Here is a 24,860-nt window from a genome sequence, read left to right as displayed (position 1 = left end):
CATCATGCCAATCAGTTATCCGCCGCCCAACGCTACCGGAACACCATTCTTGTACGCGTCACCATCACAACCCCTCGGCACAGCTACGTCCAATGCAACGCGGCAGCGTCCACAACAGGCGCAACCAAATATTCCCTCTCATTCGTCTCCGCAGCGGCGCATTGATTCAAAAGTGGAATATCTCGCGAAACTTGAGAATTGGAAAAATAGAGCGTTTCCCCAATGTAGGGACAAAACCTGGCAAGTTGCCGCCAGATATGAAGCTGCATGCAATCAATCGGGACAGGTGACGCTGGAAATAAAAAACGTGTCATCCCTGTCCAGCCTGCCGCCAATTCCACCAATTGTGACGTTTCTGAAGGTGACCAATTGCCCCAATCTGAGCAGTTTTCCAGATTTATCAATGTGTAAAGGTCTGGAATATCTGATTATCGACAGATGTCCGCGCCTGAGAACCCTGCCGGAATTGAGTCAGTGTCGAGAACTGAAGCGGTTGAAGTGTGTCGCATGTCCCAGCCTGACCGGACGATTGGACTTATTGGGATGTGCGCAGCTCAATTATGTGATGTGGGATTGCCCGATCAGCGCCAGATTGCCGCTGGGAATGATCTTGAATCCAGACGAACCTCAACTCTTGGAGAGAGCGACACCGCGCCCATTCTTCAGGGCTCCCAGGTCTCGTCCTGTGTCGTATGTGATGCCCGTGCCCACGGCAAGCGGAGACCAACGGGAGGGTGTACCGCAGTTGCCTTTCAACCCTCGCCCTCTGATTCCCGCGCCAGCTTTCAGTCATGACCCCGCTATAGCGAGAACAAGCGGAGATCAACGGAAAGGCGCACCGCAGTTGCCTTTCAACCTCAACACCCGGATTCCCGCGTCAGCCTTTAGTCATGACCCCGTTCTCGCCAATTCAACCGGTGCCGCCAGGGTCCGCAGTACGATGCCTGCGCCTCTTGAGCAGACAAATACCGATCGCCAACGGGGGAATGCAGCGCGTCTGCCATCCCAGACGCGCATTCGGTTTTCGCATGGCGAGGCGCTCGCTGCAATCAATACCTGGAAAAGTAATGCACCAACAGAACACCGCCGGGCTTACGAAGAAATCGCATTGAAAATTACTACGGCCTGGAAGGATAAATCACAAACCTCGTTAGCAATCTCGAATCGGGATATCGCCAGCTTGCCTCCATTGCCTTCGCATTTGACGGAGCTGAACCTGATGAATTGCACCAGTTTGACCGAATTGCCTGATTTGTCATCCTGCCTGCAGTTGAAACGCCTGCAACTGGCCGGATGCGGGGAGCTTGCCGAACTGCCGGATCTGAGCATGCACAAGGAGCTGCGAGACGTGAATTTGATGGGCGTCACCATCGGTGGACAGCCACAACGCATTCTGGATTTGCCCAAGCAATGCTCCGTCATGCTTGAGGCAAGCTATGTCATTCACGAGAGATACGTTGAATTGAACGAAGCGATGGGCATCACAGGCTATCGCGGCCCGGCAATCCGTTTCCGGGGATCGCTGGGAGGCGGACGTACATTTTCCCTCCGCACGCTGACGAACGAGGTCAAGTCATGGATGCCGGCGGCAGATGAGAGCGCATGGAGAACTATCCAAAAAGAGCCCAATGCTCACTTGTTCTCTCAATACCTGCAGAACATTCGAGAAACCGCCGATTATAAAAATTGGCAGCCTGTGATGACGAGCCGTGTCGCTGCTTTGCTGGCTAAACTTCAGCGCCCCGAGAACCAGGCGCTGCGCGAAGAATGTTTCAATATCGCGGTGTTCACCGCCGAGACCTGCGGCGACGGAATCGCAACAGCGCTTCTCGATATGGACTTGCTGAGCATCAGCTATCAGACTCAGGCCGATGCCGAAAACGGTAAGTACAACCACAATTCTTCCAATCTGCTTGCGCTGGGCAAAGGCATGTATCTGTATGAAAGCCTGAAGAAAATCGCCCAAGACAAAACACAAGCGCTGGAGGACGAGCAGCAGACAATCGATGAGACCGAAGTGCATTACGGTTACTTTCTGCAGTTCAATGCTCCCATCCTCAAGTTTCTTGGAGTGAATCTGAAAGCCATGCTGTACCCTCGCGACAGCCGAATTACGGAGGATGATGTGAAGGCCGCCGCAGACGTTTTGACGAGTCATCGGCATCAAGATGAGTGGATCACATTCTTGGCGACCTGGCCCCCGATGCATGCTCTGCTCATTCAATTGGGGCATAAAAACATTATCGATAAGGTCTCGGCCAGGATCGCACGGGAGCAGGGGCGCATTTGCGCCGACACGGATGAGTTATTTGAATTGCGCAAGGAATTAACGGACCAAAAATACCAGGAAAAATTCAATGAATTAACGGCTGAATATAGCAATATCGAAAAAAAAATAAACAGGGAGGAGAAACAGGCCGTCATTACAAAATTGCTTAATCAGCATCGCCTTGATACAAGGCTGTTGTAAAGTTTGGCAATGACGTCTTCGCTTTTCCCCAAAGCTGCCAGACTTCGTCGGCGTCGAGCACGCATGATCTGACGCTGAATTTATGTCTGCCACGATCGACAAGGTTCCGGCACAAGCAAAAACGCAGTTTCAAGCAGATGCAAGCAGATCTATGCGCATGGGGATCCGGAAGGGCCTTACGATTTCGCAGCAGCGTTCGCCAGGCAATGCTCAGATCCGAAGGGGCGGGGCAGTAAAGCAGAGAGAGATTGAGCAGACCATAAAAAATGACCTGCTCAAATTGCACGCGTAGCTCTACATAAGCAGTGCTGAACCAAGGTCTGTCCGGGTCTGTACGCGCTGGATCTGAAGCACAGAAGAAGGGATGTTTTGGATTTTTATCGACGCATTCCGCAGTTCGATTGCTTATCTTTCTTGTTTTTTTGACTCAGCGGCGCGTTGCATTGCCGATTGTCTTCAATTCGTGATCTTGTCCGTGGGATAGCGCAGCGAATCGCGCAAGATGTAGCTCATCGGCATGTTCAGCATCCTGCGCTCGGGCCCGATGGGTTGCATGAACCAGCGGTTGTAAAGCCTGAGGATTTCTCCGCTGGCGACGAGTTTGGCCATTTGTTTGTCGACCATTTTCTTGAACTCGGGATCGCCCTTGCGCAGCATGATGGCGTAAGGTTCGACCGACAGCGATGTGCCTGCGATGACCAGCTTGTCCGGATTCCCGGCGCTGGCGCGCGCTCCATACAGCAGGATCTCGTCCATGACGAAGGCATCGGCCAGGCCTTGCTCCAGCATCCTGACGCATTCCTGATCGCTTTCGAGTTCGGTGATGGCGAGGCCGAGTCCGGCGATGTTGCTGCGCTTGTTGATCACGTCGCTCATCGCCGTTCCCTTGGTGGTGACGATGCGTTTGTTGCGCAGGTCGCTCCAATCCTTGATGCCTGAATTCACGTGCACCAGCATGCGTACGCTCGTAAAGAAATGCGGAATGGTGAAGGAGAAATTTTTACGCCGGTCGGCGTTGTTGGTGCTGACGCTGCATTCCAGATCGGCACGATTGTCGAGCAGGGCGCTGAATCGCGTGCTCGTATTGACGGGGATGAACTGGATCTTGATATTGGGGAGTTTCATTTCCCGTTTGATGCCTTGAACGATCTTCAGGCAGATGTCGATGGAGTAGCCGCTGACCTCGCCATCCGGTTCGATCAGGACGAAAGGGGAGAGGTTGTCGACGACTCCCATGAAGGCAAGCACCACCGTCCGGTTTTCCTGGATTTTCTTGAGTGTTTCGCTTGCGGCGGCAAATTGAGGCAATGCGCCTGCCAACAACAGCCAGGCGACGGCGTTGAAAAATGATGAGGAGCGGCAATTGAATATCGAGGCAAGGTGGCGCATTTCAAAGACCCATTTATCGATGGACATCGCCAATGGATCTTAGGAGGCACATGGGAAATGTTCAAGCGCCAGACTGTTGATTGCATCTGGCGTATCAAAACAAATCAGATGTTTGGAAGTATTTCGAGATGAAGGAAATGTTTGGGAGAGAGGGGGGATTGAAAATTTTTTGAGCGGATTTAGGGGCCGGGGATGCGGTATTTCGTCTTGCCATGGGCAGAAAAAAAGCCGTGTCGCTACAAGGCAGACACGGCTTCTATTTTTTTGCGTTGACGCTTGTCGCTAAGGTTTAACCGCGGCTGGTCAGGTGACCGTTCACGACACGGACCTGATCGCCGACGCGCCAGCCTTCATTGGATTGCGGGAAGGAACGCACGCTGCCGTTTTCCATGCGCACGTCAACGACGTAGGTTGTTGTGGTGCGGGTACGTTTTTCTACCTCGTTGCCGGCATAGCCGCCTGCGCCTGCGCCGGCGACCGTCGCCAGCGTGCGCCCGTTGCCGTTACCGATCTGGTTGCCCAGAACGCCGCCTAATACTGCACCGGCGACAATGCCGACGCCGCTGGCCGGAGGAGTATGCTGGACTGCGCGTACGGCCTGGACTTCACCGCAACTGGTGCAACGCGCGACTGGTGCCGGAGTCCCGTAGCCATTGCTGTTTTGTTGGGGATGCGCGGCGTAGTTTGGCTTCGAAGCAGGTTGCGGCGCCGGCTGCACGTTATTTTGTGCTTGCTGCATTGCCTGTTGCGACTGAGGCGCTGCGGTGGTGTCGGACATGGCTTGTTGCGGCGCCACGGTGCTGTTCGATGTCGGCAGCAAGCCGGTGATGGCTGCGACGCCGACCAGGCTGACCAAAGTGACTGCTACTGCTGCAGTAGCAACCAGGGGATGAATGCGACTTGGGGATTTGACGACTTCCATGATGGGCCTCTCCGTATTTGGTGTTGATGTGAGGCGAATTATGGAGGACAAGTCGCAGGGAAGAAAGGCGGATAGTGTGTCAGTTGTAAAAACTTGTAAGACGTTTGTAGGACAAATGGAAACAGCCCGTAGGAGCACGCGAGGTGCGCCTACGGGCTGCTGATCTGGGCTGCCGGTTTCTTGTCGGAACGTCCGGAGAACAGTTGTTTTCCGGACGTTCCCTTTTCATGTTCAGTCTTCGCGACGCAGGTGAGGGAACAGGATCACGTCGCGGATGTTCGGCGAGTCGGTGATCAGCATCATCAGGCGGTCGATGCCGATGCCGCAGCCGCCGGCCGGCGGCATGCCGTATTCGAGCGCGCGGATGTAATCGGCGTCGTAATACATGGCTTCTTCATCGCCCGCATCTTTCGCGGCGACCTGCGCCTGGAAGCGCGCGGCCTGGTCTTCGGCATCGTTCAGCTCGGAGAAACCGTTGGCGATTTCGCGACCGGTGATGAACAGTTCGAAACGCTCGGTGATGCCGGCCACCGTATCGGATGCGCGCGCCAGCGGCGACACTTCAACCGGATAATCGACGATGTAGGTCGGTTCCCACAATTGCGACTCGGCGGTTTCTTCGAACAGCGCCAGTTGCAGCGCGCCGATGCCGGCCTTGGCCAGTGGCGCCTGGTCGGTCTTGACCCCGAACTTCTTCAGCGCGGTGCGCAGGAAGTCGATGTCGTTCAATTGTTCGTCGGTGTATTCCGGCGCGTACTTCTTGATGGCGCCGGTGATGGTCAGGCGCTGGAATGGCTTGGCCAGATCCAGTTCGCGGCCCTGGTAGGTCAGCGTGGCGGTGCCGTGCGCATCGATCGCCGCCTGGCGAATCACTTGTTCGGTAAAAGTCATCAGCCATTGGTAGTCGACGTAGGCCGCATAGAATTCCATCATCGTGAATTCCGGATTGTGACGCGGCGAGACGCCTTCGTTGCGGAAGTTGCGATTGACTTCGAACACGCGGTTGAAGCCGCCGACCACCAGGCGCTTCAGGTACAGCTCGGGCGCGATGCGCAGGAACATCTGCATGTCCAGCGCATTGTGATGCGTGATGAAAGGCTTGGCCGCGGCGCCGCCGGGGATGGTGTGCAGCATCGGCGTTTCGACTTCCATGAAGTCGTTCTTTTCCATGAAGCGGCGGATCGACGACATCGCGGCGGTGCGCGCCTTGAAGGTACGGCGCGTTTCTTCGCTCATGATCAGGTCGACGTAACGCTGGCGGTACTTGGTTTCCTGGTCCGACAGGCCGTGGAACTTGTCCGGCAGCGGACGCAGCGACTTGGTGATCAGGCGCAGGCCGGTTACCTTGACCGACAATTCGCCGGTCTTGGTCTTGAACAGCGAGCCTTCCGCGCCGAGGATGTCGCCCAGGTCGTAATGCTTGAAGGCGGCGTGCGCGGCTTCGCCGGTGACGTCGTTGGTGACGTAGAGCTGCATGCGGCCGTCGGCGCGCGGGCCGGACGAATCTTGCAGGGTCGCGAACGAAGCCTTGCCCATCACACGCTTCAGCATCATGCGGCCGGCGATCGAGACCTTGACCGGATTGGCTTCCAGCGCCTCGTTGTCCAACTCGCCGTACTGCGCGTGCAGTTCGGCAGCCTTGTGTTCAGGGCGGAAATCGTTGGGGAAGGCGACGCCTTGTTCGCGGATCGCACCCAGCTTGGCGCGGCGCTCGGCGATGATGGTGTTCTCATCTACGGGCGGCTGTTGTTGCGCGGGCTGAGCGGCGTTGTCGTTTTGTGTGGTCATGATGTCGAGAATTCGTTAGTAAGCGTGGGAGCTAAAAGCGCTAAAAAGCTGGCGGTGCTGATCCTATCCGGCGCCATGATGCATGGGCGCCGGACGTGGCAGGGATCACACGCCCTGTTTCAGCGAAGCGGCAATGAAACCGTCCAGGTCGCCATCCAGCACGGCCTTGGTGTTGCCCATTTCAAAGTTGGTGCGCAAGTCCTTGATGCGCGACTGATCCAGTACGTAAGAGCGGATCTGGTGGCCCCAGCCGACGTCGGTCTTGGAGTCTTCCAGTTTTTGCTGCTCGCTCATGCGTTTGCGCAGTTCCAGTTCGAACAGTTTGGCGCGCAGCATGTCCCACGCTTCGGCGCGGTTGCGGTGCTGGCTGCGGTCGTTCTGGCATTGCACGACGATGCCGCTGGGGCCGTGCGTCAGACGCACCGCGGAGTCGGTTTTATTGATGTGCTGGCCGCCGGCGCCGGACGCGCGGTAGGTGTCCACGCGCACATCGGCCGGATTGATGTCGATCTCGAAGGATTCATCCACCTCCGGATACACGAACAAGCTCGAAAACGAGGTGTGACGGCCATTGGCGGAGTCGAACGGCGATTTGCGCACGAGGCGGTGCACGCCGGTTTCGGTGCGCAGGAAGCCGTAGGCGTATTCGCCTTCGACCTTGATCGTCGCGGTCTTGATGCCGGCAACTTCACCGTCCGACTGTTCCAGGATTTCGGCCTTGAAGCCCTTGCGTTCGCAGTAGCGCAGGTACTGGCGCAGCAGCATGGACGCCCAGTCCTGCGCTTCGGTGCCGCCGGCGCCGGCCTGGATGTCGATGAAGCAATTGTTCGGATCCATCGGATTGCTGAACATGCGGCGGAATTCCATGCCCTCGACCAGACCCTTGAGGGTTTCTGCGTCGGCTTCGATGGCGATCAGCGTGTCTTCGTCCTTCTCCTCGCGCGCCATGGCGAACAGGTCGCGCGTGTCGGTGAGGTCGCCGTCGATCTTGATCAGCGTATGGACGATGTTTTCCAGCGATTTTTTTTCCTTGCCGAGATCTTGCGCGCGCTTGGGATCGTTCCAGACTTCCGGATCTTCCAATTCGCCGTTGACCTGGTCGAGTTTCTCCGACTTCACATCGAAGTCAAAGATACCTCCGTAATTCAGCTGCACGCACCGCGAGGTCGTCCAGCAGGGATTGGAGGGAATTGAGGCGTTCTGCTTCCATGATTATGTCTTTTGCAATCAAACCTCGCATTATACAAGACTGGAAGGGCTATTTCCCGTGTCACAAAGCGGTCATGTTGGTCGATTAGCATCACGCGATTGTCGTCAGGTAATTGTCAGCTTGTTATCCAAAAGGAAAAATCGCCATGAAACTCGCCAAAACCGCTTCCGAAATCCAGCCAAAACGCCGCGATTTGCTCAAAGCCTTCGCCAGCGCGCCGCTGTTGCCACTGACCTTGCCATTGACCCTGACCGCCTCAGGCCTGCTGGCCGGCTGCGCCACGGCGTCCTCTCGCAGCGGTTTTGCCTCGGCGACCTTCGGCAGCATGCCGGCGCCGTCGCTGGCGAATCCGGCGGCAATGGCCGCCACGACCGTGCAATCGAGCCTGGACGTGGTATTCGGCGACGGCGCAAAGCAAAGCTATCAACTGGCTTATCAGCCGTTTTTCATGACCGGCGACATGGTGCCGGACGGCAAGGGCGGCAAGATGCTGGCCGGAGGCTACTACGACATCAACAACCAGCCCATCATCGACCGCTCGGTGCCGGGCAAGGAGCGTCACTTTTTCTCCGATTGCCCCGACGGCTCCTCCCTGCTGACGATGAAGGGCGCGCAAGTCGCCGGCGTCAAGGGCAACGCCGTGTTCGCCGTGGTCCAGTTCGAATACACTACGCGCGACCAGAAGCAAGCCGCCATGTACGGCCAGTTGCCGTCGCCTATCGCCGTGCTGACGCTGGATCAGGATCCGCAGACCGGCAAATTGTCGCTCGTCAAATACCACAACGTCGACACCTCTTCGGTCAACGGCCTGTGGATCACTTGCGGCGCCAGCCTGTCGCCATGGAATACCCATCTGTCGAGCGAAGAGTACGAGCCGGACGCTGCCGCCATCGCCGGCAACGTGCAGTTCCAGGCTTTCAGCAAGAACCTGTTCGGCGACGCCGCCAGGGCCAATCCGTACCACTACGGCCATCTGCCGGAAATCACCGTCCACGCCGACGGCAGCGGCAGCGTCGTGAAGCATTTCTGCCTCGGCCGCATCTCGCACGAACTGGTGCAGGTCATGCCGGACCGCCGCACCGTGCTCATGGGCGACGACGCCACCAACGGCGGCCTGTTCATGTTCATCGCCGACCGTGAAGCCGATCTGTCGGCCGGCACGCTCTACGTCGCAAAATGGACCCAGACCTCCGGCGTCGGTCCCGGCGCCGGCATGCTCAACTGGGTCAGGCTGGGCCACGCCAGCAGCGCCGAGATCAAGGCGCTGGCCGACAAGCTCAAGGTTGCCGACATCATGGACGTCAAGACCAGTGATCCGCAGGACGCCTCCTATGCCAAGATTCCTTTCAACGGCAAAACCAACTGGATCAAGCTCAAGCCCGGCATGGAGCAGGCAGCCGCTTTCCTCGAGACCCACCGCTACGCCGCGCTCAAGGGCGGCAGCCTCGGTTTCACCAAGATGGAAGGCACCACCGTCAACGCCAAAGACAAGATCGCCTACTCGGCCATGTCCTACGTACAGACCTCGATGCTCGACGGTTCCGGCGGCATCAAGGTGCAAGGTCCGAAGGCCGGCGCGGTGTATGCGCTGAACATGAAGGGCGGCCAGAACGACTTGTCCGGCAGCGCCATCGACAGCGCCTGGGTGCCGGTCGACATGGCGCCGCCGCCGGCCCTGATCGGCGAAGACCTGAAACAGCCTGACGCGCTGGGCAATCTGGCGCATGCCGACAAGATCGCCAATCCCGACAACATCAAGTTCTCCGAAAAGCTGCGCACGCTCTTCATCGGCGAAGACAGCGGCATGCACGTCAACAACTTCCTGTGGGCCTACAACGTCGACACCAGACAGCTTTCGCGCGTCCTGTCCTGCCCGGCCGGGGCCGAATCGACCGGCCTGCATGCGGTCGACGAAATCAACGGCTGGACCTACGTCATGAGCAACTTCCAGCATGCCGGCGATTGGGAAAAACCGCTGCACGACAAGGTCAAGGATGCGCTCGATCCGCTGGTGCGGGCCAACTACAAGGACCGCTTCGGCGCCACGGTGGGCTATCTGACCGGCTTGCAATTGCCGGCACGGGCCTGATACGCCAGAACAAACGGAGGCAATTTCCCTTGAAAGAGAGGCTGCGGCCTCTCTTTTTTACGCCCATTCTTTCCCGCGCATGGCCGGACGGCAAGCTTCCTGCAAAAAAATCAGCGCTTTCTCAGCCTGTCGTTATATGCTGGCGGACATGCTCCGGCGGGAGTGAAGGTCCGCATTTGAAGTATTGGCACTTGCGGGCGAATGCACTCCGGCCGGAATGTCGATGGATGTCGATTTCTGGAGAGTGGATCGCCACGGAGACAATGGCGGTCGAACTCCTTTCAGCCTTCGACAGTCATAGCGGAATGCAAAAAATGAGATCAACCGCCGCCGTTTGTTCGTCCGTATTGCCCATCGTTGCCCTGATGACCGCACTGATGGCCGCGCTATCCGCCTGTACGTCGGCGCCCACCAACCACGGCGAAGTCAAAGGCGCCCCCGCCAGCTCGCGTGAAATGGGGCAGTCCGACACCAACCGCATGGCGACCCTGGCCATGCGCGACAATCTTGAGAGCCTTTATCTGCTGATGGACAAGCTCTACCGGCGCAATCCGGCCGAGTGGAAGAAATCCGGCGCCAGCCGCGAAGAAGTCGTCAAGCGCGTGCGCGAGGCCGTCGAAAAGCGCGAGACCTGGGCCGACCTGCAAGGCAAGCACGACATCGCCGCCATGTCGCTGGCCTTGTCGCCCGATTTCAAGGCCGATCGCGTCGCCGCATTCATCTACGCCACGGCCGACATGATCGTCACGGCGCACGGCGGCAAGATCGAGTTCTTCCTGATCGACGGCCTCGACGCCCAGTACCTCTACAATGCCGCGCGCAATATCGAAATCGCCGTGTGGATGCTCACCAATCGCCGCAACAGCGCCGGCCAGCCTTTGCTGCTGTCCGACGAGATCAATGCGACCGAACGCAACCTCAGCTTCGAGCGCGAATTCGGCAAGATCGTCGGCCGCCTGGATCTGCTGGCGGAGTTCGTCACCGAAAAATATCGCCGCGCCGGCATCAGCTATGTGCAAAACCTGCTGGGCGGTTCGTTCCTGCAATTTTTGCCGGTGCGCTGACGGTGTCTCATCGATTTTCGATCAGCGTGGGCCGGAGCGTTGCCGCAATTATCACGGATGGCCGATTTTGTCCGGTCAATGTCTTCTGCGGGCATGGATGGCGCGGTGTACATGGGATACCATGATTCCCTCACGTCTCATCGGCAGAGGGAATCATGGACCAGGTCACGACACGGGAGGCCGGCATCCCCGTCTATTTTTTGTTGCGAGAATCGGCGCTCACGCTTGACCTGATCGGTCCGGCGGAAGTATTGCGCTACGCCAACCGCTTTGCCGACAAATCCGGCTGCCCGCCATACTTCGACCTGCACTTCATCAGCGCCCATCGTGAAGTGGCGACCTCGGTCGGTCTGACGCTGGCGGGCATCGAAGCCTTGCCGGACAGTTTGCCCGACGACGCCATGCTGGTCCTGAGCGGTTGCATCGACAAGGACGACGACTTCGGCAATCCCGCCGATCAGGCGGCGGTACGCTGGCTGCAGCAGCACTACCGGCCCCATCACCGGCTGGTCTGCATCTGCACCGGCGCCTTGCTGGCGGCTTATGCCGGTTTGCTCGGCAAGCGCAAATGCACCACGCATCATAGCCATATCAATGAGTTGCGCGGCTTTGCGCCGCAAGCGGATGTGCTGGAAAACCGCATCTTCGTCGAAGACGGCCTGATTTTCACCAGCGCCGGCGTGACTACCGGCATCGACCTGGCGCTGCACATCGTCGCGCAGATCGCCGGTCACGCTTGCAGCGCATCGGTGGCGCGTTCGCTGGTGGTCTACCTGCGCCGCACCGGCGGCGATCCGCAATTGTCACCCTGGCTGGCGGCGCGCAATCATTTGCATCCGGCCGTGCATCGGGTACAGAACGCGGTCATCAAGGACCCGGCGCAAGACTGGAGCGTGGCGCAGCTGGCCGACATCGCCTGCACCAGCGAGCGCCATCTCACGCGGCTGTTTCGCGAACACACCGGCGACAGCCTGATCGACTACATCCATCGCATCCGCATCGCACTGGCGCGCGATCTGCTGGCGCAGTCGCCTCTGGACATTGAACGGGTGGCGGAAAAATCGGGCTTTCATTCCGGCCGCCAGTTGCGGCGCGTGTGGAAGAAATTTGAAGCGCATTCGCCATCGGCGCACCGGGAGCTGGCCGGTGTTCATGCCGGCTAGCGGCCGATGCGGAATGCGTTCTTTGAAAAAAGGCCGGTTTTGCCTTATTCGTAAGCGTTGGCCAGCTTGTCCGGCAAGGGCACGTTGAGCCATTTCTTGACGAGCGCGTTGAGCTCGCCGGATTTCTTCACCTTGGTCAGGATGTCGTTGACCTTGGCTTGCAAAGCCGGTTCACCCTTGTTCAGTCCGACCACGCAGCGCGATTCCTGGATGATGTACTTGAAGACGGGTTTGTGCGCCGGATCCTTTTCACCCAGGGTAATCGCAACGAAATCGCCGGTACCGATCAATTTGACCTGGCCGGACACGTAGGCGGAGATGAGCGTGTTGTTGTCTTCGTAGCGCTTGATGACGGTGCTTGGCGGTACTGAGGCGGTCAATTGCACGTCTTCGAAGGTGCCGCGCGCCACGCCCACGACCTGCGACGCCAGGTCGGCCGGACCGCTGACCTTGATGTCGGCGGCGCCGAAGACGCTATTGTTGAATGGCGCATAAGGCTGGGAGAAATCCAGCACCTTGTCGCGCTCGGCATTGCGTCCCAGCGTCGAAATCACCAGATCGACTTTATGCGTCTGCAGATACGGAATGCGATTGGCGCTGGCGACCGGCACCAGTTCCACCTTGACGCCCATGTTCTTGGCGATGAGTCGGGAGACATCGATGTCCAGGCCCTGCAACTGCATTTCGGAGTTGACCGAGCCGTAGGGCTGAAAATCCTGGGGGACGGCGATGCGGATGGTGCCGGCCTTTGTGATGTCGGCCAGCGCATCGGCGTTGGCGTTCGATGCGGCAAAGCTTGCGATCATCAGCGTGGTAACGGAACAGAGCGCCAGGCGTTTCGCGAATTTCATTTTTTCTCCCAATTAAACGTGGTCAATGCAGGTAAGAGGACGCACTCATGCCGACGTGCACGGACAGAACAAAAACGAACAAAGCAAAAAGCACGGACGCAGGCAGCGTAACGGATCATGACTGCCTCAGCACACTTCATGCCCGGCGTGGCGACAGGCGCGGGAGCGCCATGATGGCCTGCGCATTCCCCGGAAATTTTTTTAAAGTCCGCGAAAAAAATGATGCACGCACCGTTTTAAGCAGTTTTTCGCGGTTGCGGCGCGCCATGTCAGTGCATTTCAGAAGGGGCGGACGATTGCTCTGCATCATTTTCAGGCGAGGCGAAGCAGCGGGAAAATCGCCCCGGTCGAACATGGCTTTTCACGCTTTCCCGGTGTGCGTATGCCGCAACTACGCGGCTGTTTAGAGGCGTATGATGACCGGAAATACCGGCGTGCAGCGATCCAGGCGAAGCCTGATCCGGAGCAAGCATGCAGGTCGGGTGTGTCAACTTCTACGGCAGCAAACATGGATCTGATCAAAGAGCTGGAAGCCTCGCAAGCCGAGTTTTCGCGCATTCGCCGCGACCTGCACGCCCATCCCGAATTACGCTACGAGGAGCATCGCACCTCCGATCTGGTGGCGAGCACCTTGCAAGGCTGGGGCATTCCGGTTCATCGCGGCCTGGGCGGCACCGGCGTGGTGGGCGTGATTCGCGCGGGCACGGGGAGTCGTGCAATCGGACTGCGCGCCGACATGGACGCCTTGCCGATTCAGGAGATGAACACCTTTGCCCATGCTTCCCGGCATGCCGGCAAGATGCATGCTTGCGGTCATGACGGGCACACCGCCATGCTGCTGGCCGCCGCCGCCCACTTGAACGCCACGCGCCGCTTCGATGGCACCGTGTACCTGATATTCCAGCCGGCCGAGGAGGGCGGCTGCGGCGCGGCGAAGATGATCGAAGACGGCCTCTTCGAGAAGTTCGAAATGGAATCCGTCTACGCATTGCACAACTGGCCCGGCATGCCGCTCGGCGCGTTTGCCGTCAATTCCGGCGCCATCATGGCGTCGAGCAACGAGTTCAGAATCACCTTGCACGGCAAAGGTTCGCACGCCGCCTTGCCGCATAACGCCGTCGATCCCGTCGCCGCGCTGGCGGCCTTGTCGCAGGCGCTGCAAACCATCCTGACGCGCAACAAGCGTCCCGGCGACGCCGCCGTGCTGTCGATTACGCAAATGCACGCAGGCGAGGCCAGCAACGTCATTCCGGATTTCGCCTGGCTCGGCGGCACCGTCAGAACCTTCTCCATCGACGTGCTCGACCTGATCGAATCGCGCATGCGCGAACTGGCGGAACATCTGGCGCGCGGTTTCGGTTGCGAAGCGGAGATCGTCTTCGACCGCAAGTACCCGCCGACGATCAACCATCCGCAAGAGACCGCCGTGTGCGTCGACGTCATGCGCGCACTGGTCGGCGAGGAAAACGTCGACGTCGACGTCGAAGCGCCGATGAGTTCTGAAGATTTTTCCTTCATGCTGCAGGCCAGACCGGGATGCTATGCGCTGATCGGCAACGGCGAGGGCGGTCATCGCGACCATGGTCACGGCGCGGGGCCCTGCATGCTGCATAACACCAGCTATGATTTCAACGACGATTTGCTGCCGATCGGCGCCAGCTATTGGGTGAAGCTGGCGCAGCGCTTGTTGCCGCGGAGTTAGCGGGGAGAGGGGGCGCGCCGGTCGGCGACGCGTGCCGGCTTCATCTTCATGTCGAGGATGAGGGCTTCATTCACGGGACCTGTCCAGGAAGAATCAGGCGCGGGTTTCATCGCGGACGGCGATCACATAGCAGCCGCGGCCCTTGTTCTTGGCGTCGTACATCGCCTTGTCGGCCGCTTGCAGCAGCAGGTCGGGATCGCAATCGCTTTCGCAGACGGCGATGCCGATGGAGACGCCCAATGTGTACTCGCCTTGCGGCAGTTTCAGCGGTTCGGCGACGACGTGGATGCATTTTTCCGCCAATGCGCGCGCGCCATGGGCAAGCGGCGTGTCCAGGTCGGTCGCCAGCAGCACGAATTCGTCGCCGCCGACCCGCGCCAGCGTGTCGCTATGGCGCGCCACCCGCAAGAGCCGCTGGGTGATTTCCTGCAGCACCTGGTCGCCGGCCTTGTGTCCCAGCGTGTCGTTGATCGGTTTGAATCCGTCAAGATCGAGGAACAGCAGCGCCACGCCGGTGCGCTCGCGGTTGGCATGAGCGATGGCTTGCTTCATGCGATCGGCCAGCATGACGCGATTGGGCAGGCCGGTGAGGGTGTCGTGATGGGCTTGATGCTGGAGCTCGGCCTGGTGCACCTTCAGCCGCGACAGCAGGCGGTTGAAGGCCATCGTCAGGTGGCCGACTTCATCCGCGCGCGCCACCTGCAGCGGCGTCAGCGGGAGGTCGCCGCGCGTCATCCGTTCCGCCTGGTCGGCAGCGTGCCGCAGCGGCCGGAAGAACCAGACCACGACCAGGATGATCAGCAGGAAAATCACCAGCGCCTGCACCGCGCCGCCGCGCAAGATGAAGGCCTGTACATGCTCGACGGTCGGCAATGCGGCGGAGACCGGCAGGCGCACCACGACAAACCAGCCGGTGCTCGGTACGGGTGCGATGGCCTTGATTTCTTCGACGCTGCCGTTGCTGCCGATGCCGGTGCCGCGATAGCCGGCAACGGCCTTGTCCAGCAGCGGATCGACGCCGACCTGCGGCAATGGTTTGAGCACGATGGTCGGATCGTTGGCGGCGATGATGACGCGTTTGGCGGGGGACACCAGAATGAAGCTGCCGGATTCGCCAAGGCGGGCCTGTTGCAGATGATCGAGGAAGCCGGCCGCCGTCAGGCTGGTGGTGCCGCCCAATATGCCGATGAGTCTGCCGCCATGATCCCTGAGCGGCGCCATCATCGGGATGATGGCTTGCTGCGACGCCGGGCTGAGCAGCGGTTCGCCGATGATGAACCGGCCGCCTTTGGCCAGATGGAAATCAGGATAACCGCTGATCGACAAGCCCGTGCGTCCGATGGTGGAGGGATAGTCGATGATGATGACGCCGTTGTCGTTGGCAACGAACAGTCCTTGCGAAAACAGCGGTTGCAATTCCTGTCGGTCGCGCAGCCACTCGCGCAGTCTTTCCGGCTGCCCCATCAGTTCCGGCGGCAGCGAGGCGGCGAGTTGCTCAAGGTAGCGGCGGCGCTCCAGTATGCGGTGATTGATGTCTTGCGCCAGATAGCTGGCAATCGTGCTTTGCTGTTCGGCGGCGACTCCGGTCAGGTCGTCGTGCAGAAAATCGGTCAGCACGTAATAGCGGGCGATGCCGCTGGCGAGGACGACGAGGGTGCCGAACAGCACCAGGCGGGTGACGAGACTGTTGGCGAAGCGTTTAAGGTTCATTGCGGTGACGGGGATGTTGTTGTTATCTCGTGTTGATGAGCGGCTTCGCTGATGCGGTCGCGCACGACGCGTATGGCTTGCTTGAGCGCGTAGACGTCGCCGTAATAGCGTTGCGGGATATCGATCTGGTTGGCGTTGGCGTCGATCTCTTCGATTTCCCGGTGCCATTCGGCCAGTTTTTCCGCCGACGGCGAGATGGTGTTCCAGATCTCTTCTTCGAGCAAGTGGATTTCCTTGTACCAGACCACCAGCCGTTTTTTCATGCTGGCTTCATAGATGCGCGGCACGGCCTGGATCAGACCGAACAGCACCGCGATGAACGGCAGCAGGATCGTGAAGCGCCGCTCGATGAAGTTGGCCAGCCAGAACGGCAGGTAGCGTTGCAGGAAAGGGCGGCCGGATTTGAAGTAGCGGCGCGTCTCGTCGGAGATGGTGAAATCCTCGATGTTCTGGTTGGGGAAATAATTGCGCGGCGTGAAAAAGTCGGGCGCGTTGTGGATTTCGTTGGCGGCGTCCAGCAGCAGGTAGGCCAGCGCCGGGTGCAGGCTTTCCTTGGACACCAGCATGGCGGTGGCGGCCAGCAGCGTGACGTCTTGCGAAGGTTTGTCGTTGACAAGGCTGGTGGCGCCGCGCGGATAAGTGATCTTCGACAGCGATGGAAATTTCTGCACCAGCGCGTCGGCTTGCGAGAAGCTCATCAGCTTGATGCCGCTATTGAGCAGGGTGCGAATCAGTTCGCTGTCGGTGCGGCCGATGAAGAAAGCGGCGTCGATCTTGTTGTTGAGCAGTTGTTCGTAGGCGGTGCTGCCGTTCATTTCCTCCAGCGTGGAGTTGTTGGTGGTGATGCCGTTTTCCGTCAGCAAGTCGTTGGCGACGATGCGCAGGCCACTGCCGGGCACTCCCAATGAGATGCGTTTGCCGCGCAGTTGCGACAAACGGTCGTAGGTCGTTGTTCCTTGATAGAACACCCAGATCGGCTCGTAGGAAATGGCGGCGATGGTCTGGATGCCGGGGGCCTGTTCGCTGTTGCCGGTACCCGATTGGATGAAACCGACCTGGAATTCGTTGTTGTCGTCGCGCAGGCGCTGGAAGTTTTCCACCGAACCGGACGACGGCCGGATGTCGAGCGTGATGCCGTCGCGTTTGAGGATCTGCGCGTAGCGTTCGGCGTAGTTGTAATAGATGCCGCCCGGCGCACCGGCGGTCATGACGATCTTGCCCTGGGTGGCCGGCTTGAGCATCGCCAGCACGGTCCAGCAAACCGCCAGCAGCACCAGCGAACCGATCAGCATCAGGCGACGCAGGCGCTGCGGCGTCATCGGCGGTTTTTGGATGCGATGGAGCGGAAGAGGTGTCTTGGACATAAAGTCGCTGCCGGTTTTTGCCTATGCTTGCGCTGCCTGTTTACGCCCCTGCGTCGGGGCACTTTGTTATCGCCGCCGGCCTGCCCATTTCACGCCTTCTTCCTGTCAGTTTGCTGACGGCGAGGGCTAAGCCGGCTCCGCGTGTTCCACCATCAACTGTACCTTGGTTGTACCGTTATATTCGTTGGCATCCAATCTAAAAGCAACTGTCGCGTAATCCGGCAGCGCATCGGCGTGGCCGAACCAGATCGCGTCGTATTTTTGCCCGTCTTTTTCCAGCAGCAGTTTAAGGTGTTTTTCCTTCAGGATGCGCTGGCTCACCACGCGAAAGCGATCGCAGAACACCGGCGGCGCAAAGCCCTGGCCCCAGACCTGTTCATCCATCAGGCTGATGAAGTTGACGGAATAGTAGGCCTCTTCCAGCGCGCCGTCGGTTTCCACCACGCGTTCGAGCTGGTTCTGGGTCAACCAATCCTTGCCGACCTCTTCAAACGCATGGGCAAATGCGTCGAAGGCTTCGGCGCGGATCGTCAAGCCGGCTGCCATCGCGTGGCCGCCGAATTTGGTGATCACCGACGGCGCGTGTTTGGACACCAGATCCAGCGCATCGCGCAGGTGGAAGCCGGCGATCGAACGGCCGGAGCCCTTGATCAGGCCTTCGTCGCCGGGCGCGAAGGTGATGGTCGGGCGGTAGAACTTGTCTTTCAGGCGCGAGGCCACGATGCCGATCACGCCCTGGTGCCAGGAGGCGTCGAACACGCTGATGGTGCGGCGGTCCTGCGGGTTGAAGTCGTCCAGCAGCAGCAAGGCGGTGTCCTGCATGCCGGCTTCGATGTCGCGGCGTTCGCGGTTGATGGCGTCGAGCTGCTGGGCGATGGCCCAGGCGCGGCCTTCGTCGTCGGTGGTCAGGCATTCGATGCCGAGCGCCATGTCGGCCAGACGGCCGGCGGCATTCAGGCGCGGGCCGACGGCGAAGCCGAGGTCGAACGGCGTGGCGCGGCGAGCTTCCCGGCCGGCGGCGCGGAACAGCGCGGCAATGCCCGGATGCATGCGGCCGGCGCGCATGCGCTTCAATCCTTGTGCGACCAGGATGCGGTTGTTGGCGTCGAGCTTGACGACGTCGGCGACCGTACCCAGGGCGACCAGGTCGAGCAGCGCATCGAGCTTGGGCTGGGTCTGGGCGTCGAAGATGCCACGCTTGCGCATTTCGGCGCGCAAGGCCAGCAGCACGTAAAACATCACGCCGACGCCGGCCAGGTTCTTGCTGGGGAAGCCGCACGAAGGTTGATTGGGATTCACGATCACGCGCGCATCCGGCAGGCTGTCTCCGGGCAAATGGTGATCGGTGACGACCACGTCGACGCCGCGCGCCTTGGCGGCGGCAACGCCGTCGATGCTGGCGATGCCGTTGTCGACCGTGACGATGATGTCGGGCGATTTTTCGCGGATGGTCAGTTCGACGATTTCCGGCGTCAGGCCGTAGCCGTATTCAAAACGGTTCGGCACGATGTAATCGACCTGCGCGCCCAGGCTGCGCAAGCCGCGCAGGCCGACCGCGCAGGCCGTGGCGCCGTCGCAGTCGTAGTCGGCGACGATCACCATCTTCTTGTTGGCGGCGATGGCGTCGGCCAGGTAGACGGCGGCGGCATCGATATGCAGCAAGCCGGACGGCGCAATCAGTGCGCCCAGTTCGCTCGACAGGTCTTTGGCGTTGAGCAGGCCGCGGGCGGCGTAGACGCGCGCCAGCACGGGATGGATGCCGCTGTGGATCAGGTCGTCGACGTGGCGCGGGTCGTAGGAGCGGGTGGTGATGCGGATCATGTGCTTGACCTTGATTAAGCTTGCGCAGCCAGTTTGCCCAGCGAGGGCTTGACCCAGAATCTGCGCAGCGACGAGGCCGTGGCCGTCAGGTGCAGCAGCTTGTCCTGGCCGGTCAGGATCAGCGACAGGCTGTCCAGGCGTTTCTCGCGCAGCGCCTGCAGCAGCGGCGCGAACCAGGCGGCATCGAGCGCTTCCACGCGTTGCAGCCAGACGCCCCATTCATTGGCCAGGCCGGCTTCCAGCAGGTCGTCCAGCATCAGCAGGCCGCGCTCGCCGGTTGCGGCAAGGATGGTTTCGGGGGCGCTGGCGGATTGTCGTGAGGCGGCCGGCGCCAAGGCCTGCGGCCAGCCGCTCAGGTTGAAGGCTGCCTGATAAGTTGTTGTCGCCGACATCGCGGAGGTGTTCGCGGCATTGCCGCCGCCCCAGATCCACAGCGAGTTGACGGGTTTCCTGCCGCGCATTTCTCGCTCTTCGTTCAGGGACTCGGAAAACCATTGCATCTGCACTTCGTTTTGCAGCTTGCGCCAGGCCAGTTCACCGGGGCCTTCCGGCATCCAGATGTCGATGTTGCGGCCGCTGGCGGCTTGCGGGGAAGACGTGCGCAGGCCGGCCCAGTCGTCGGCGCGCATCATCCAGGTGGCGGCGTCGATGTAGATCAGCGTGCGGCCGATTTCTTCGAACAGCGGCAAGGCTGACTGGAACAGGCGGCGCGAGTGGGCTTCGTCCAGCTCCAGTTGGCCGATGTCGGTCAGCACCAGGTGGTCGCGGGCGACGTGGATGTGCGCCGGTTGCAGTACGAACCAGTGGCCTTCCATCGTTTGGCGGCCGTGCGCCTGCAAGATCGCGGCCGAAGCCGGCGGGCTGTTGCTGCGCTCGTCCTTGCCATCTGCCGCCGTCAGGCCGAACTGACGGCTGATCCAGTGTTCATGCGGCAAGGCGCGTGAAAACGGATCGAGGTTTTGCGGGGGATGGGTGTTCTTGCTGCGCGCCAACAACATGGCCAGCGCGGGGGCTTTGCATTGGCGCGTCAGGTCGCGCGCCAACTCGGCCTGCGGCAGGCCGAAAGGGATCAGGATGTCGAGATGATTCATGCCGCGATTGTAGGCGAAAACCCTGCGTTCGTTTCAAAAGCCTCTATGAGGAAGCACAAGCGAAAGGTGAATAAACGCGTACTGCAAAACTAAGTCGCGCTTTTGCGATCTGAGCTGGCGATCCGGGAGTGAACGACAACAGTGAAAGATGCCGGAGAGTGTGGCAAACTGGCGCATTGTCGTTCGGCATCGTTTTTACCGTGTGGATTTGCCGTCTTTCCTCCGGTTTCTTGCGAACTTCCCCGGTTTTGCATCGTTGTTGCCGCCGTTCCGGCAATCCTCCTTCGTGAAAAGTGAGCCCAGGTTTGAGTCTGATTAAAAATTTACCCTTCGAATGGCTGGTCGGCATTCGTTACACGCGAGCCGGCAAGCGCAGCGGCCGCAATAGTTTCATCTCCTTCATTTCCCTGATTTCCATGGCCGGCATCGCGCTCGGCGTGGCCGCGCTGATCGTCGTGCTGTCGGTGATGAACGGCTTCCAGAAAGAGGTGCGCGACCGCATGCTGTCGGTGCTCTCGCATATCGAAGTATTCGACGCGTCCGGCGCCATGCAGGACTGGCAGTCGGTCGCCAAACAGACCTTCCAGAACAAGGAAGTCATCGGCGCCGCACCGTATGTGGCGGCGCAAGCCATGATGACGCGCGACGACAATGTGCGCGGCGTGGTGATTCGCGGCGTGCTGCCGTCGGAAGAGCCCAAGGTGTCGGATGTCGCCGGCCAGGTCAAGCAGGGCAAATTTTCCGATCTCAAGCCGGGCGAGTTCAACATCGTGCTGGGCGGCGAACTGGCGCGCAGCCTGCGCGTCGGCCTCGGCGACAAGGTCACGCTGATCGCGCCGCAAGGGCAGGTGACGCCGGCCGGCGTGCTGCCGCGCCTGAAGCAGTTCACCGTGGTCGGCATCTTTGAAGCGGGGCATTACGAATTCGACTCGTCGCTGGCCTTCATCCAGATCGAGGATGCGGAGCGGCTGTTCCGTCTCGATGCGCCTTCCGGCGTGCGCTTGCGCATCAAGGACATGCTGCAGGCGCCGCAGGTGACTTACGAGTTGTCGAAGACGCTCAACGGCAACCTGTACCTGCGCGACTGGTCGCAGCAAAACAGCAACTGGTTCGCCGCGGTGAAGACCGAGAAGCGCATGATGTTCATCATCCTGACCCTGATCATTGCGGTGGCGGCGTTCAACCTGGTGTCCACGCTGGTGATGACTGTGACCGACAAGCAGGCCGACATCGCCATCCTGCGCACGCTCGGCGCCTCGCCGGGATCGATCATGAAGATCTTCGTGATCCAGGGGGCGCTGGTCGGGCTGATCGGCACCGGTCTCGGCGTCGGCTTCGGCGTGCTGGTGGCGCTGAACATCGACGTGATCGTGCCCTTGATCGAACGCCTGCTGCACGTGCAGTTCTTGCCCAAGAGCATTTACGTGATTTCCGAATTGCCGTCCGACCTGATCTGGTCGGATGTATGGACCATAGGTGGCGTAGCGGTAGTGCTGGCCTTCCTGGCGACGTTGTACCCAAGCTGGGCGGCAGCGCGCGTCAAACCGGCGGAGGCCTTGCGCTATGAATAATCCCATCACAAACAATCAGACCGTGCTGTCTTGTCGCGGACTGGGCAAGACTTTTACGCAAGGCAAGTATTCGGTCAAGGTGCTCAACGGCATCGACATCGACGTCAAGGCCGGCGAGCAGGTCGCCATCGTCGGCGCGTCCGGCTCCGGCAAATCGACGCTGCTGCATTTGCTGGGCGGCCTCGACACGCCGACCGGCGGCACCGTCAGCCTTCAGGGCAAGGACTTCGCCAATCTGGGAGAAGCTGCTCGCGGCGACCTGCGCAATGCGGCGCTGGGTTTCGTCTACCAGTTCCACCACTTGCTGCCGGAATTTTCCGCGTTGGACAACGTCGCCATGCCGCTGATGATCCGCCGCATCAAGCGCGATCAGGCGCAAGAACAGGCGCGCGAAATCCTCGCCCGCGTCGGCCTCGAAAACCGCGTGCGCCACGTGCCGGGCGAACTGTCCGGCGGCGAACGCCAGCGTGTCGCGCTGGCGCGCGCGCTGGTCACCAAACCGGCCTGCGTGCTGGCCGACGAACCGACCGGCAACCTGGACCGCTCGACCGCCGACAAGACGTTTGAACTGATGTTGGAATTGTCGCAAACCTTGGGTACGGCCTTTGTCATCGTGACCCATGACATCGAGCTGGCGCGCCGCTGCGGCCGCGTGTTGCGATTGTCCGAGAATGGCTTGCAACTTTGGGAATAGGGGATGGCAATGAACAAGAAAAATATCGGAGGAATGCTGATCGCGAGTACGCTGTTGCTGAGTTCGCTTGCGCAGGCAAAAGAGACGTTGCGGGTGCAGGTGCCCGCCGTTTTCGATGAACAGGTGCCGATCGAGCCTAGCGTCAAGGCAGAATGTGCGGTCGACAGGATTCTGGGGAATCATGTTTTTCAGAAAGTCGCCGACAAGTATCCGGGCACCTTGCAGGTTACCGATCCCGCCAAGATGGAAAAGGGCAAGGTCCTCAAGCTGACGGTGTTGAGCGTGCAAGGTATCGGCGGTGGCGGTTGGACCGGCCCCAAGGCTGTCACGGTGCGGGCCGACCTGGTGCAAGACGGCGAAGTCGTGCAAACCGTGGTCAAGCGCGAGCATTCGCGCGGCGGCGTCTTTGGCGGCATGCGCGGTACATGCTCGATTCTGGAAATCGTGGCGGAGTCGTTGGGGCGCCAGGTTGCGACCTGGCTCATGACGCTGGATGGCGCTGCTTCGGCCGGGCAGCCGATGCCGGCAGCGCAAATCGATCAAAGCGCGCAAACTAAGCAAATAACCGAGGCGACGGACGAGGCAAAGACGAGGTCCGAAGCCAAGCCTGACGCCAAGCCGGAATGACTTGGCGCCGCCAGTCCGTTTAACTTTTTTACTGAAGTACTGAGATCATCATGAACACACGTCAATGGCTCGAAAAGCTGGTCGCCTTCGACACCACCAGCCGCAACTCCAATCTGGAACTGATCACCACCGTGCGCGACAGCCTGCAGGCGCAAGGTATCACGCCTTGGTTTGCGCATAACAAGGAGCGCACCAAGGCCAATCTGTTCGCCACGCTGCCGGCCACGCAAGGATCGGAAGCCGGCAATACGCAGGGTGGCATCGTGCTGTCGGGACACACCGACGTGGTGCCGGTCGACGGCCAGAACTGGGACAGCGATCCGTTCAAGCTGACCGAACGCGACGGCCTGCTGTACGGACGCGGCAGTTGCGACATGAAGGGCTACATCGCCGCGTCGCTGGCGCTGGTGCCTGAATTCCTGGCGATGCCGCGCGCCAAGCCGCTGCATCTGGCGTTTTCCTATGACGAAGAGATCGGTTGCGCCGGCGCGCCGTCGATGCTGGCCGAATTGCAGGAGCGCGGCATCCGTCCGGAAGGCTGCGTCGTCGGCGAGCCGACCAATATGCAAGTGGTGGTGGCGCACAAGGGCATCAATGTTTTCTCGTGCAGCGTGCACGGCAAGTCGGCGCACTCGTCGCTGACGCCGCAGGGCTGCAACGCCATCGAATATGCCGCGCGGCTGATCTGCGCCATCCGCGATTTCGCCGATGCCTACAAGGCCAACGGTCCCTACGACGCGCTGTACGACGTGCCGTTTTCGACCATGACGACCAACCAGATCCGCGGCGGCATTGCGATCAACACGATCCCGAACCTGTGCGAATTCACCTACGAGTTCCGCAATCTGCCGGGCATGTCGCCGGACAAGATCCAGGAGCAGATCACGCATTACGTGCGCGATCATTTGCTGCCGAAGATGCAGGCGGAATATCCGGAAGCGAAGATCGACATCGGCGTGATCGCCGGCAGCCCGGCGCTGGAAACCGCGGAACAGGAAGCCATCACGTCGCTGGTGCGCGCCCTGACGCAGGACAACGAGAAGCGCAAGGTGGCCTACGCGACCGAAGCCGGCTTGTTCCAGCGCATCGGCATCCCGACCATCGTGTGCGGTCCCGGGGACATCATCCAGGCGCACAAACCGAACGAATTCGTCGCGATTGCTCAGCTGGAGCGCTGCGAAGATTTTCTGCGCAAGCTGGGGCGTTCGCTGCAGGCGACCTGAGCAGAGGCCGAATACCGGGCTGAGCATGATATAAGAGAGGGCGGGTCGGTTTTTCCGGCCCGTCGTCGTTGAGCGTTACCCAACACGACCATCATTTCCGTTATTCCCGTC

Annotated in this window: 19 protein-coding genes; 9 read left to right on the top strand and 10 right to left on the bottom strand. The window is 60.1% G+C overall.

The window, feature by feature from the left end; genetic code table 11:
• The first annotated feature begins 4 nt into the window (after nucleotides 1–4).
• Nucleotides 5–2,470, top strand: a complete 2,466-nt coding sequence (locus PMI16_RS25265; RefSeq protein ID WP_157212594.1) for an NEL-type E3 ubiquitin ligase domain-containing protein — start codon at nucleotides 5–7, stop codon at nucleotides 2,468–2,470.
• 456 nt (nucleotides 2,471–2,926) lie between these two features.
• Here the strand turns inward: PMI16_RS25265 and PMI16_RS10180 are convergent, their stop codons facing one another.
• The 4 genes from PMI16_RS10180 to prfB form a co-directional block, all read right to left on the bottom strand.
• Entirely contained in the window at nucleotides 2,927–3,886 is a 960-nt protein-coding gene (locus tag PMI16_RS10180; RefSeq protein ID WP_007879160.1) for an amino acid ABC transporter substrate-binding protein, read from the bottom strand.
• Nucleotides 3,887–4,148: 262 nt separating this feature from the next.
• Complete coding sequence (locus PMI16_RS10175) at nucleotides 4,149–4,781, bottom strand: glycine zipper 2TM domain-containing protein (RefSeq protein ID WP_007879159.1); 633 nt, start codon at nucleotides 4,779–4,781, stop codon at nucleotides 4,149–4,151.
• Nucleotides 4,782–5,012: 231 nt separating this feature from the next.
• Entirely contained in the window at nucleotides 5,013–6,569 is a 1,557-nt protein-coding gene (lysS, locus tag PMI16_RS10170; protein ID WP_007879158.1) for a lysine--tRNA ligase, read from the bottom strand.
• A gap of 105 nt (nucleotides 6,570–6,674) precedes the next feature.
• A protein-coding gene (prfB, locus tag PMI16_RS10165; RefSeq protein WP_157212593.1) for a peptide chain release factor 2 occupies nucleotides 6,675–7,779 on the bottom strand; the annotation gives its coding sequence in 2 pieces (ribosomal slippage) (nucleotides 6,675–7,697 and nucleotides 7,699–7,779; 1,104 coding nt in all).
• Between the two features lie 145 nt (nucleotides 7,780–7,924).
• On the opposite strand from prfB, the gene PMI16_RS10160 reads away from it, so the two are divergent.
• From PMI16_RS10160 to PMI16_RS10150, 3 genes are all read left to right on the top strand, one after another.
• The gene (locus PMI16_RS10160) at nucleotides 7,925–9,868 is read left to right on the top strand and encodes a PhoX family protein (RefSeq protein WP_007879155.1); all 1,944 of its coding nucleotides are present in this window, start codon (nucleotides 7,925–7,927) and stop codon (nucleotides 9,866–9,868) included.
• A 314-nt stretch (nucleotides 9,869–10,182) separates the two neighbouring features.
• Nucleotides 10,183–10,932 (top strand): hypothetical protein, encoded by a 750-nt coding sequence (locus PMI16_RS10155; RefSeq protein ID WP_007879153.1) that lies wholly within the window; start codon nucleotides 10,183–10,185, stop codon nucleotides 10,930–10,932.
• 155 nt (nucleotides 10,933–11,087) lie between these two features.
• On the top strand, nucleotides 11,088–12,095 hold the full coding sequence (locus PMI16_RS10150; RefSeq protein ID WP_007879150.1) for a GlxA family transcriptional regulator: 1,008 nt from the start codon (nucleotides 11,088–11,090) through the stop codon (nucleotides 12,093–12,095).
• A 44-nt stretch (nucleotides 12,096–12,139) separates the two neighbouring features.
• Here PMI16_RS10150 and PMI16_RS10145 read toward each other — a convergent pair whose 3' ends face one another.
• Nucleotides 12,140–12,946: a transporter substrate-binding domain-containing protein gene (locus PMI16_RS10145; protein ID WP_007879149.1), complete on the bottom strand. Its 807-nt coding sequence runs from the start codon at nucleotides 12,944–12,946 to the stop codon at nucleotides 12,140–12,142.
• A gap of 136 nt (nucleotides 12,947–13,082) precedes the next feature.
• Nucleotides 13,083–13,301, bottom strand: coding sequence for a hypothetical protein (locus PMI16_RS10140; protein WP_034379870.1), 219 nt, complete (start codon nucleotides 13,299–13,301; stop codon nucleotides 13,083–13,085).
• 153 nt (nucleotides 13,302–13,454) lie between these two features.
• On the opposite strand from PMI16_RS10140, the gene PMI16_RS10135 reads away from it, so the two are divergent.
• Nucleotides 13,455–14,648: a M20 aminoacylase family protein gene (locus PMI16_RS10135; protein ID WP_007879148.1), complete on the top strand. Its 1,194-nt coding sequence runs from the start codon at nucleotides 13,455–13,457 to the stop codon at nucleotides 14,646–14,648.
• A gap of 93 nt (nucleotides 14,649–14,741) precedes the next feature.
• Here the strand turns inward: PMI16_RS10135 and PMI16_RS10130 are convergent, their stop codons facing one another.
• From PMI16_RS10130 to PMI16_RS10115, 4 genes are all read right to left on the bottom strand, one after another.
• A complete protein-coding gene (locus tag PMI16_RS10130) occupies nucleotides 14,742–16,358 on the bottom strand; it encodes a diguanylate cyclase domain-containing protein (RefSeq protein ID WP_007879147.1) in 1,617 nt (538 codons plus the stop codon).
• On the bottom strand, nucleotides 16,355–17,722 hold the full coding sequence (locus PMI16_RS10125) for a TAXI family TRAP transporter solute-binding subunit (RefSeq protein ID WP_007879145.1): 1,368 nt from the start codon (nucleotides 17,720–17,722) through the stop codon (nucleotides 16,355–16,357). Before PMI16_RS10125 ends, PMI16_RS10130 begins: the two co-directional genes overlap by 4 nt.
• A 126-nt stretch (nucleotides 17,723–17,848) precedes the next feature.
• Nucleotides 17,849–19,543, bottom strand: a complete 1,695-nt coding sequence (recJ, locus tag PMI16_RS10120; RefSeq protein WP_007879142.1) for a single-stranded-DNA-specific exonuclease RecJ — start codon at nucleotides 19,541–19,543, stop codon at nucleotides 17,849–17,851.
• A 14-nt stretch (nucleotides 19,544–19,557) separates the two neighbouring features.
• Nucleotides 19,558–20,634: a hypothetical protein gene (locus PMI16_RS10115; protein WP_007879141.1), complete on the bottom strand. Its 1,077-nt coding sequence runs from the start codon at nucleotides 20,632–20,634 to the stop codon at nucleotides 19,558–19,560.
• Between the two features lie 305 nt (nucleotides 20,635–20,939).
• On the opposite strand from PMI16_RS10115, the gene PMI16_RS10110 reads away from it, so the two are divergent.
• The 4 genes from PMI16_RS10110 to argE are packed head-to-tail and all read left to right on the top strand — an operon-like array spanning nucleotide 20,940 to nucleotide 24,749.
• Nucleotides 20,940–22,205, top strand: a complete 1,266-nt coding sequence (locus tag PMI16_RS10110) for a lipoprotein-releasing ABC transporter permease subunit (RefSeq protein ID WP_007879135.1) — start codon at nucleotides 20,940–20,942, stop codon at nucleotides 22,203–22,205.
• Complete coding sequence (lolD, locus tag PMI16_RS10105) at nucleotides 22,198–22,899, top strand: lipoprotein-releasing ABC transporter ATP-binding protein LolD (protein WP_007879131.1); 702 nt, start codon at nucleotides 22,198–22,200, stop codon at nucleotides 22,897–22,899. Before PMI16_RS10110 ends, lolD begins: the two co-directional genes overlap by 8 nt.
• Nucleotides 22,900–22,908: 9 nt before the next feature.
• On the top strand, nucleotides 22,909–23,526 hold the full coding sequence (locus PMI16_RS24995; protein ID WP_007879126.1) for a hypothetical protein: 618 nt from the start codon (nucleotides 22,909–22,911) through the stop codon (nucleotides 23,524–23,526).
• 50 nt (nucleotides 23,527–23,576) lie between these two features.
• Nucleotides 23,577–24,749: an acetylornithine deacetylase gene (gene argE / locus PMI16_RS10095; RefSeq protein WP_007879122.1), complete on the top strand. Its 1,173-nt coding sequence runs from the start codon at nucleotides 23,577–23,579 to the stop codon at nucleotides 24,747–24,749.
• The last annotated feature ends 111 nt before the right edge of the window (nucleotides 24,750–24,860 follow it).

Origin of the sequence: Herbaspirillum sp. CF444 (assembly GCF_000282135.1) — a bacterium.
Lineage (GTDB): Bacteria > Pseudomonadota > Gammaproteobacteria > Burkholderiales > Burkholderiaceae_D > Herbaspirillum.
This window is presented reverse-complemented; position numbering and strand designations above follow the sequence as displayed.

Bases quoted from the DNA above. Each gene is read 5' to 3' on its own strand.
- PMI16_RS10180 (WP_007879160.1), bottom strand. From the start codon at position 3,886: ATGTCCATCGATAAATGGGTCTTTGAAATGCGCCACCTTGCCTCGATA.
- PMI16_RS10135 (WP_007879148.1), top strand. From the start codon at position 13,455: ATGGATCTGATCAAAGAGCTGGAAGCCTCGCAAGCCGAGTTTTCGCGC.
- PMI16_RS25265 (WP_157212594.1), top strand. From the start codon at position 5: ATGCCAATCAGTTATCCGCCGCCCAACGCTACCGGAACACCATTCTTG.
- recJ (WP_007879142.1), bottom strand. From the start codon at position 19,543: ATGATCCGCATCACCACCCGCTCCTACGACCCGCGCCACGTCGACGAC.
- PMI16_RS10175 (WP_007879159.1), bottom strand. From the start codon at position 4,781: ATGGAAGTCGTCAAATCCCCAAGTCGCATTCATCCCCTGGTTGCTACT.
- PMI16_RS10150 (WP_007879150.1), top strand. From the start codon at position 11,088: ATGGACCAGGTCACGACACGGGAGGCCGGCATCCCCGTCTATTTTTTG.
- PMI16_RS10155 (WP_007879153.1), top strand. From the start codon at position 10,183: ATGAGATCAACCGCCGCCGTTTGTTCGTCCGTATTGCCCATCGTTGCC.
- PMI16_RS10140 (WP_034379870.1), bottom strand. From the start codon at position 13,301: ATGTTCGACCGGGGCGATTTTCCCGCTGCTTCGCCTCGCCTGAAAATG.
- lolD (WP_007879131.1), top strand. From the start codon at position 22,198: ATGAATAATCCCATCACAAACAATCAGACCGTGCTGTCTTGTCGCGGA.
- PMI16_RS10160 (WP_007879155.1), top strand. From the start codon at position 7,925: ATGAAACTCGCCAAAACCGCTTCCGAAATCCAGCCAAAACGCCGCGAT.
- lysS (WP_007879158.1), bottom strand. From the start codon at position 6,569: ATGACCACACAAAACGACAACGCCGCTCAGCCCGCGCAACAACAGCCG.
- argE (WP_007879122.1), top strand. From the start codon at position 23,577: ATGAACACACGTCAATGGCTCGAAAAGCTGGTCGCCTTCGACACCACC.
- PMI16_RS24995 (WP_007879126.1), top strand. From the start codon at position 22,909: ATGAACAAGAAAAATATCGGAGGAATGCTGATCGCGAGTACGCTGTTG.
- PMI16_RS10125 (WP_007879145.1), bottom strand. From the start codon at position 17,722: ATGTCCAAGACACCTCTTCCGCTCCATCGCATCCAAAAACCGCCGATG.
- PMI16_RS10130 (WP_007879147.1), bottom strand. From the start codon at position 16,358: ATGAACCTTAAACGCTTCGCCAACAGTCTCGTCACCCGCCTGGTGCTG.
- PMI16_RS10145 (WP_007879149.1), bottom strand. From the start codon at position 12,946: ATGAAATTCGCGAAACGCCTGGCGCTCTGTTCCGTTACCACGCTGATG.
- PMI16_RS10115 (WP_007879141.1), bottom strand. From the start codon at position 20,634: ATGAATCATCTCGACATCCTGATCCCTTTCGGCCTGCCGCAGGCCGAG.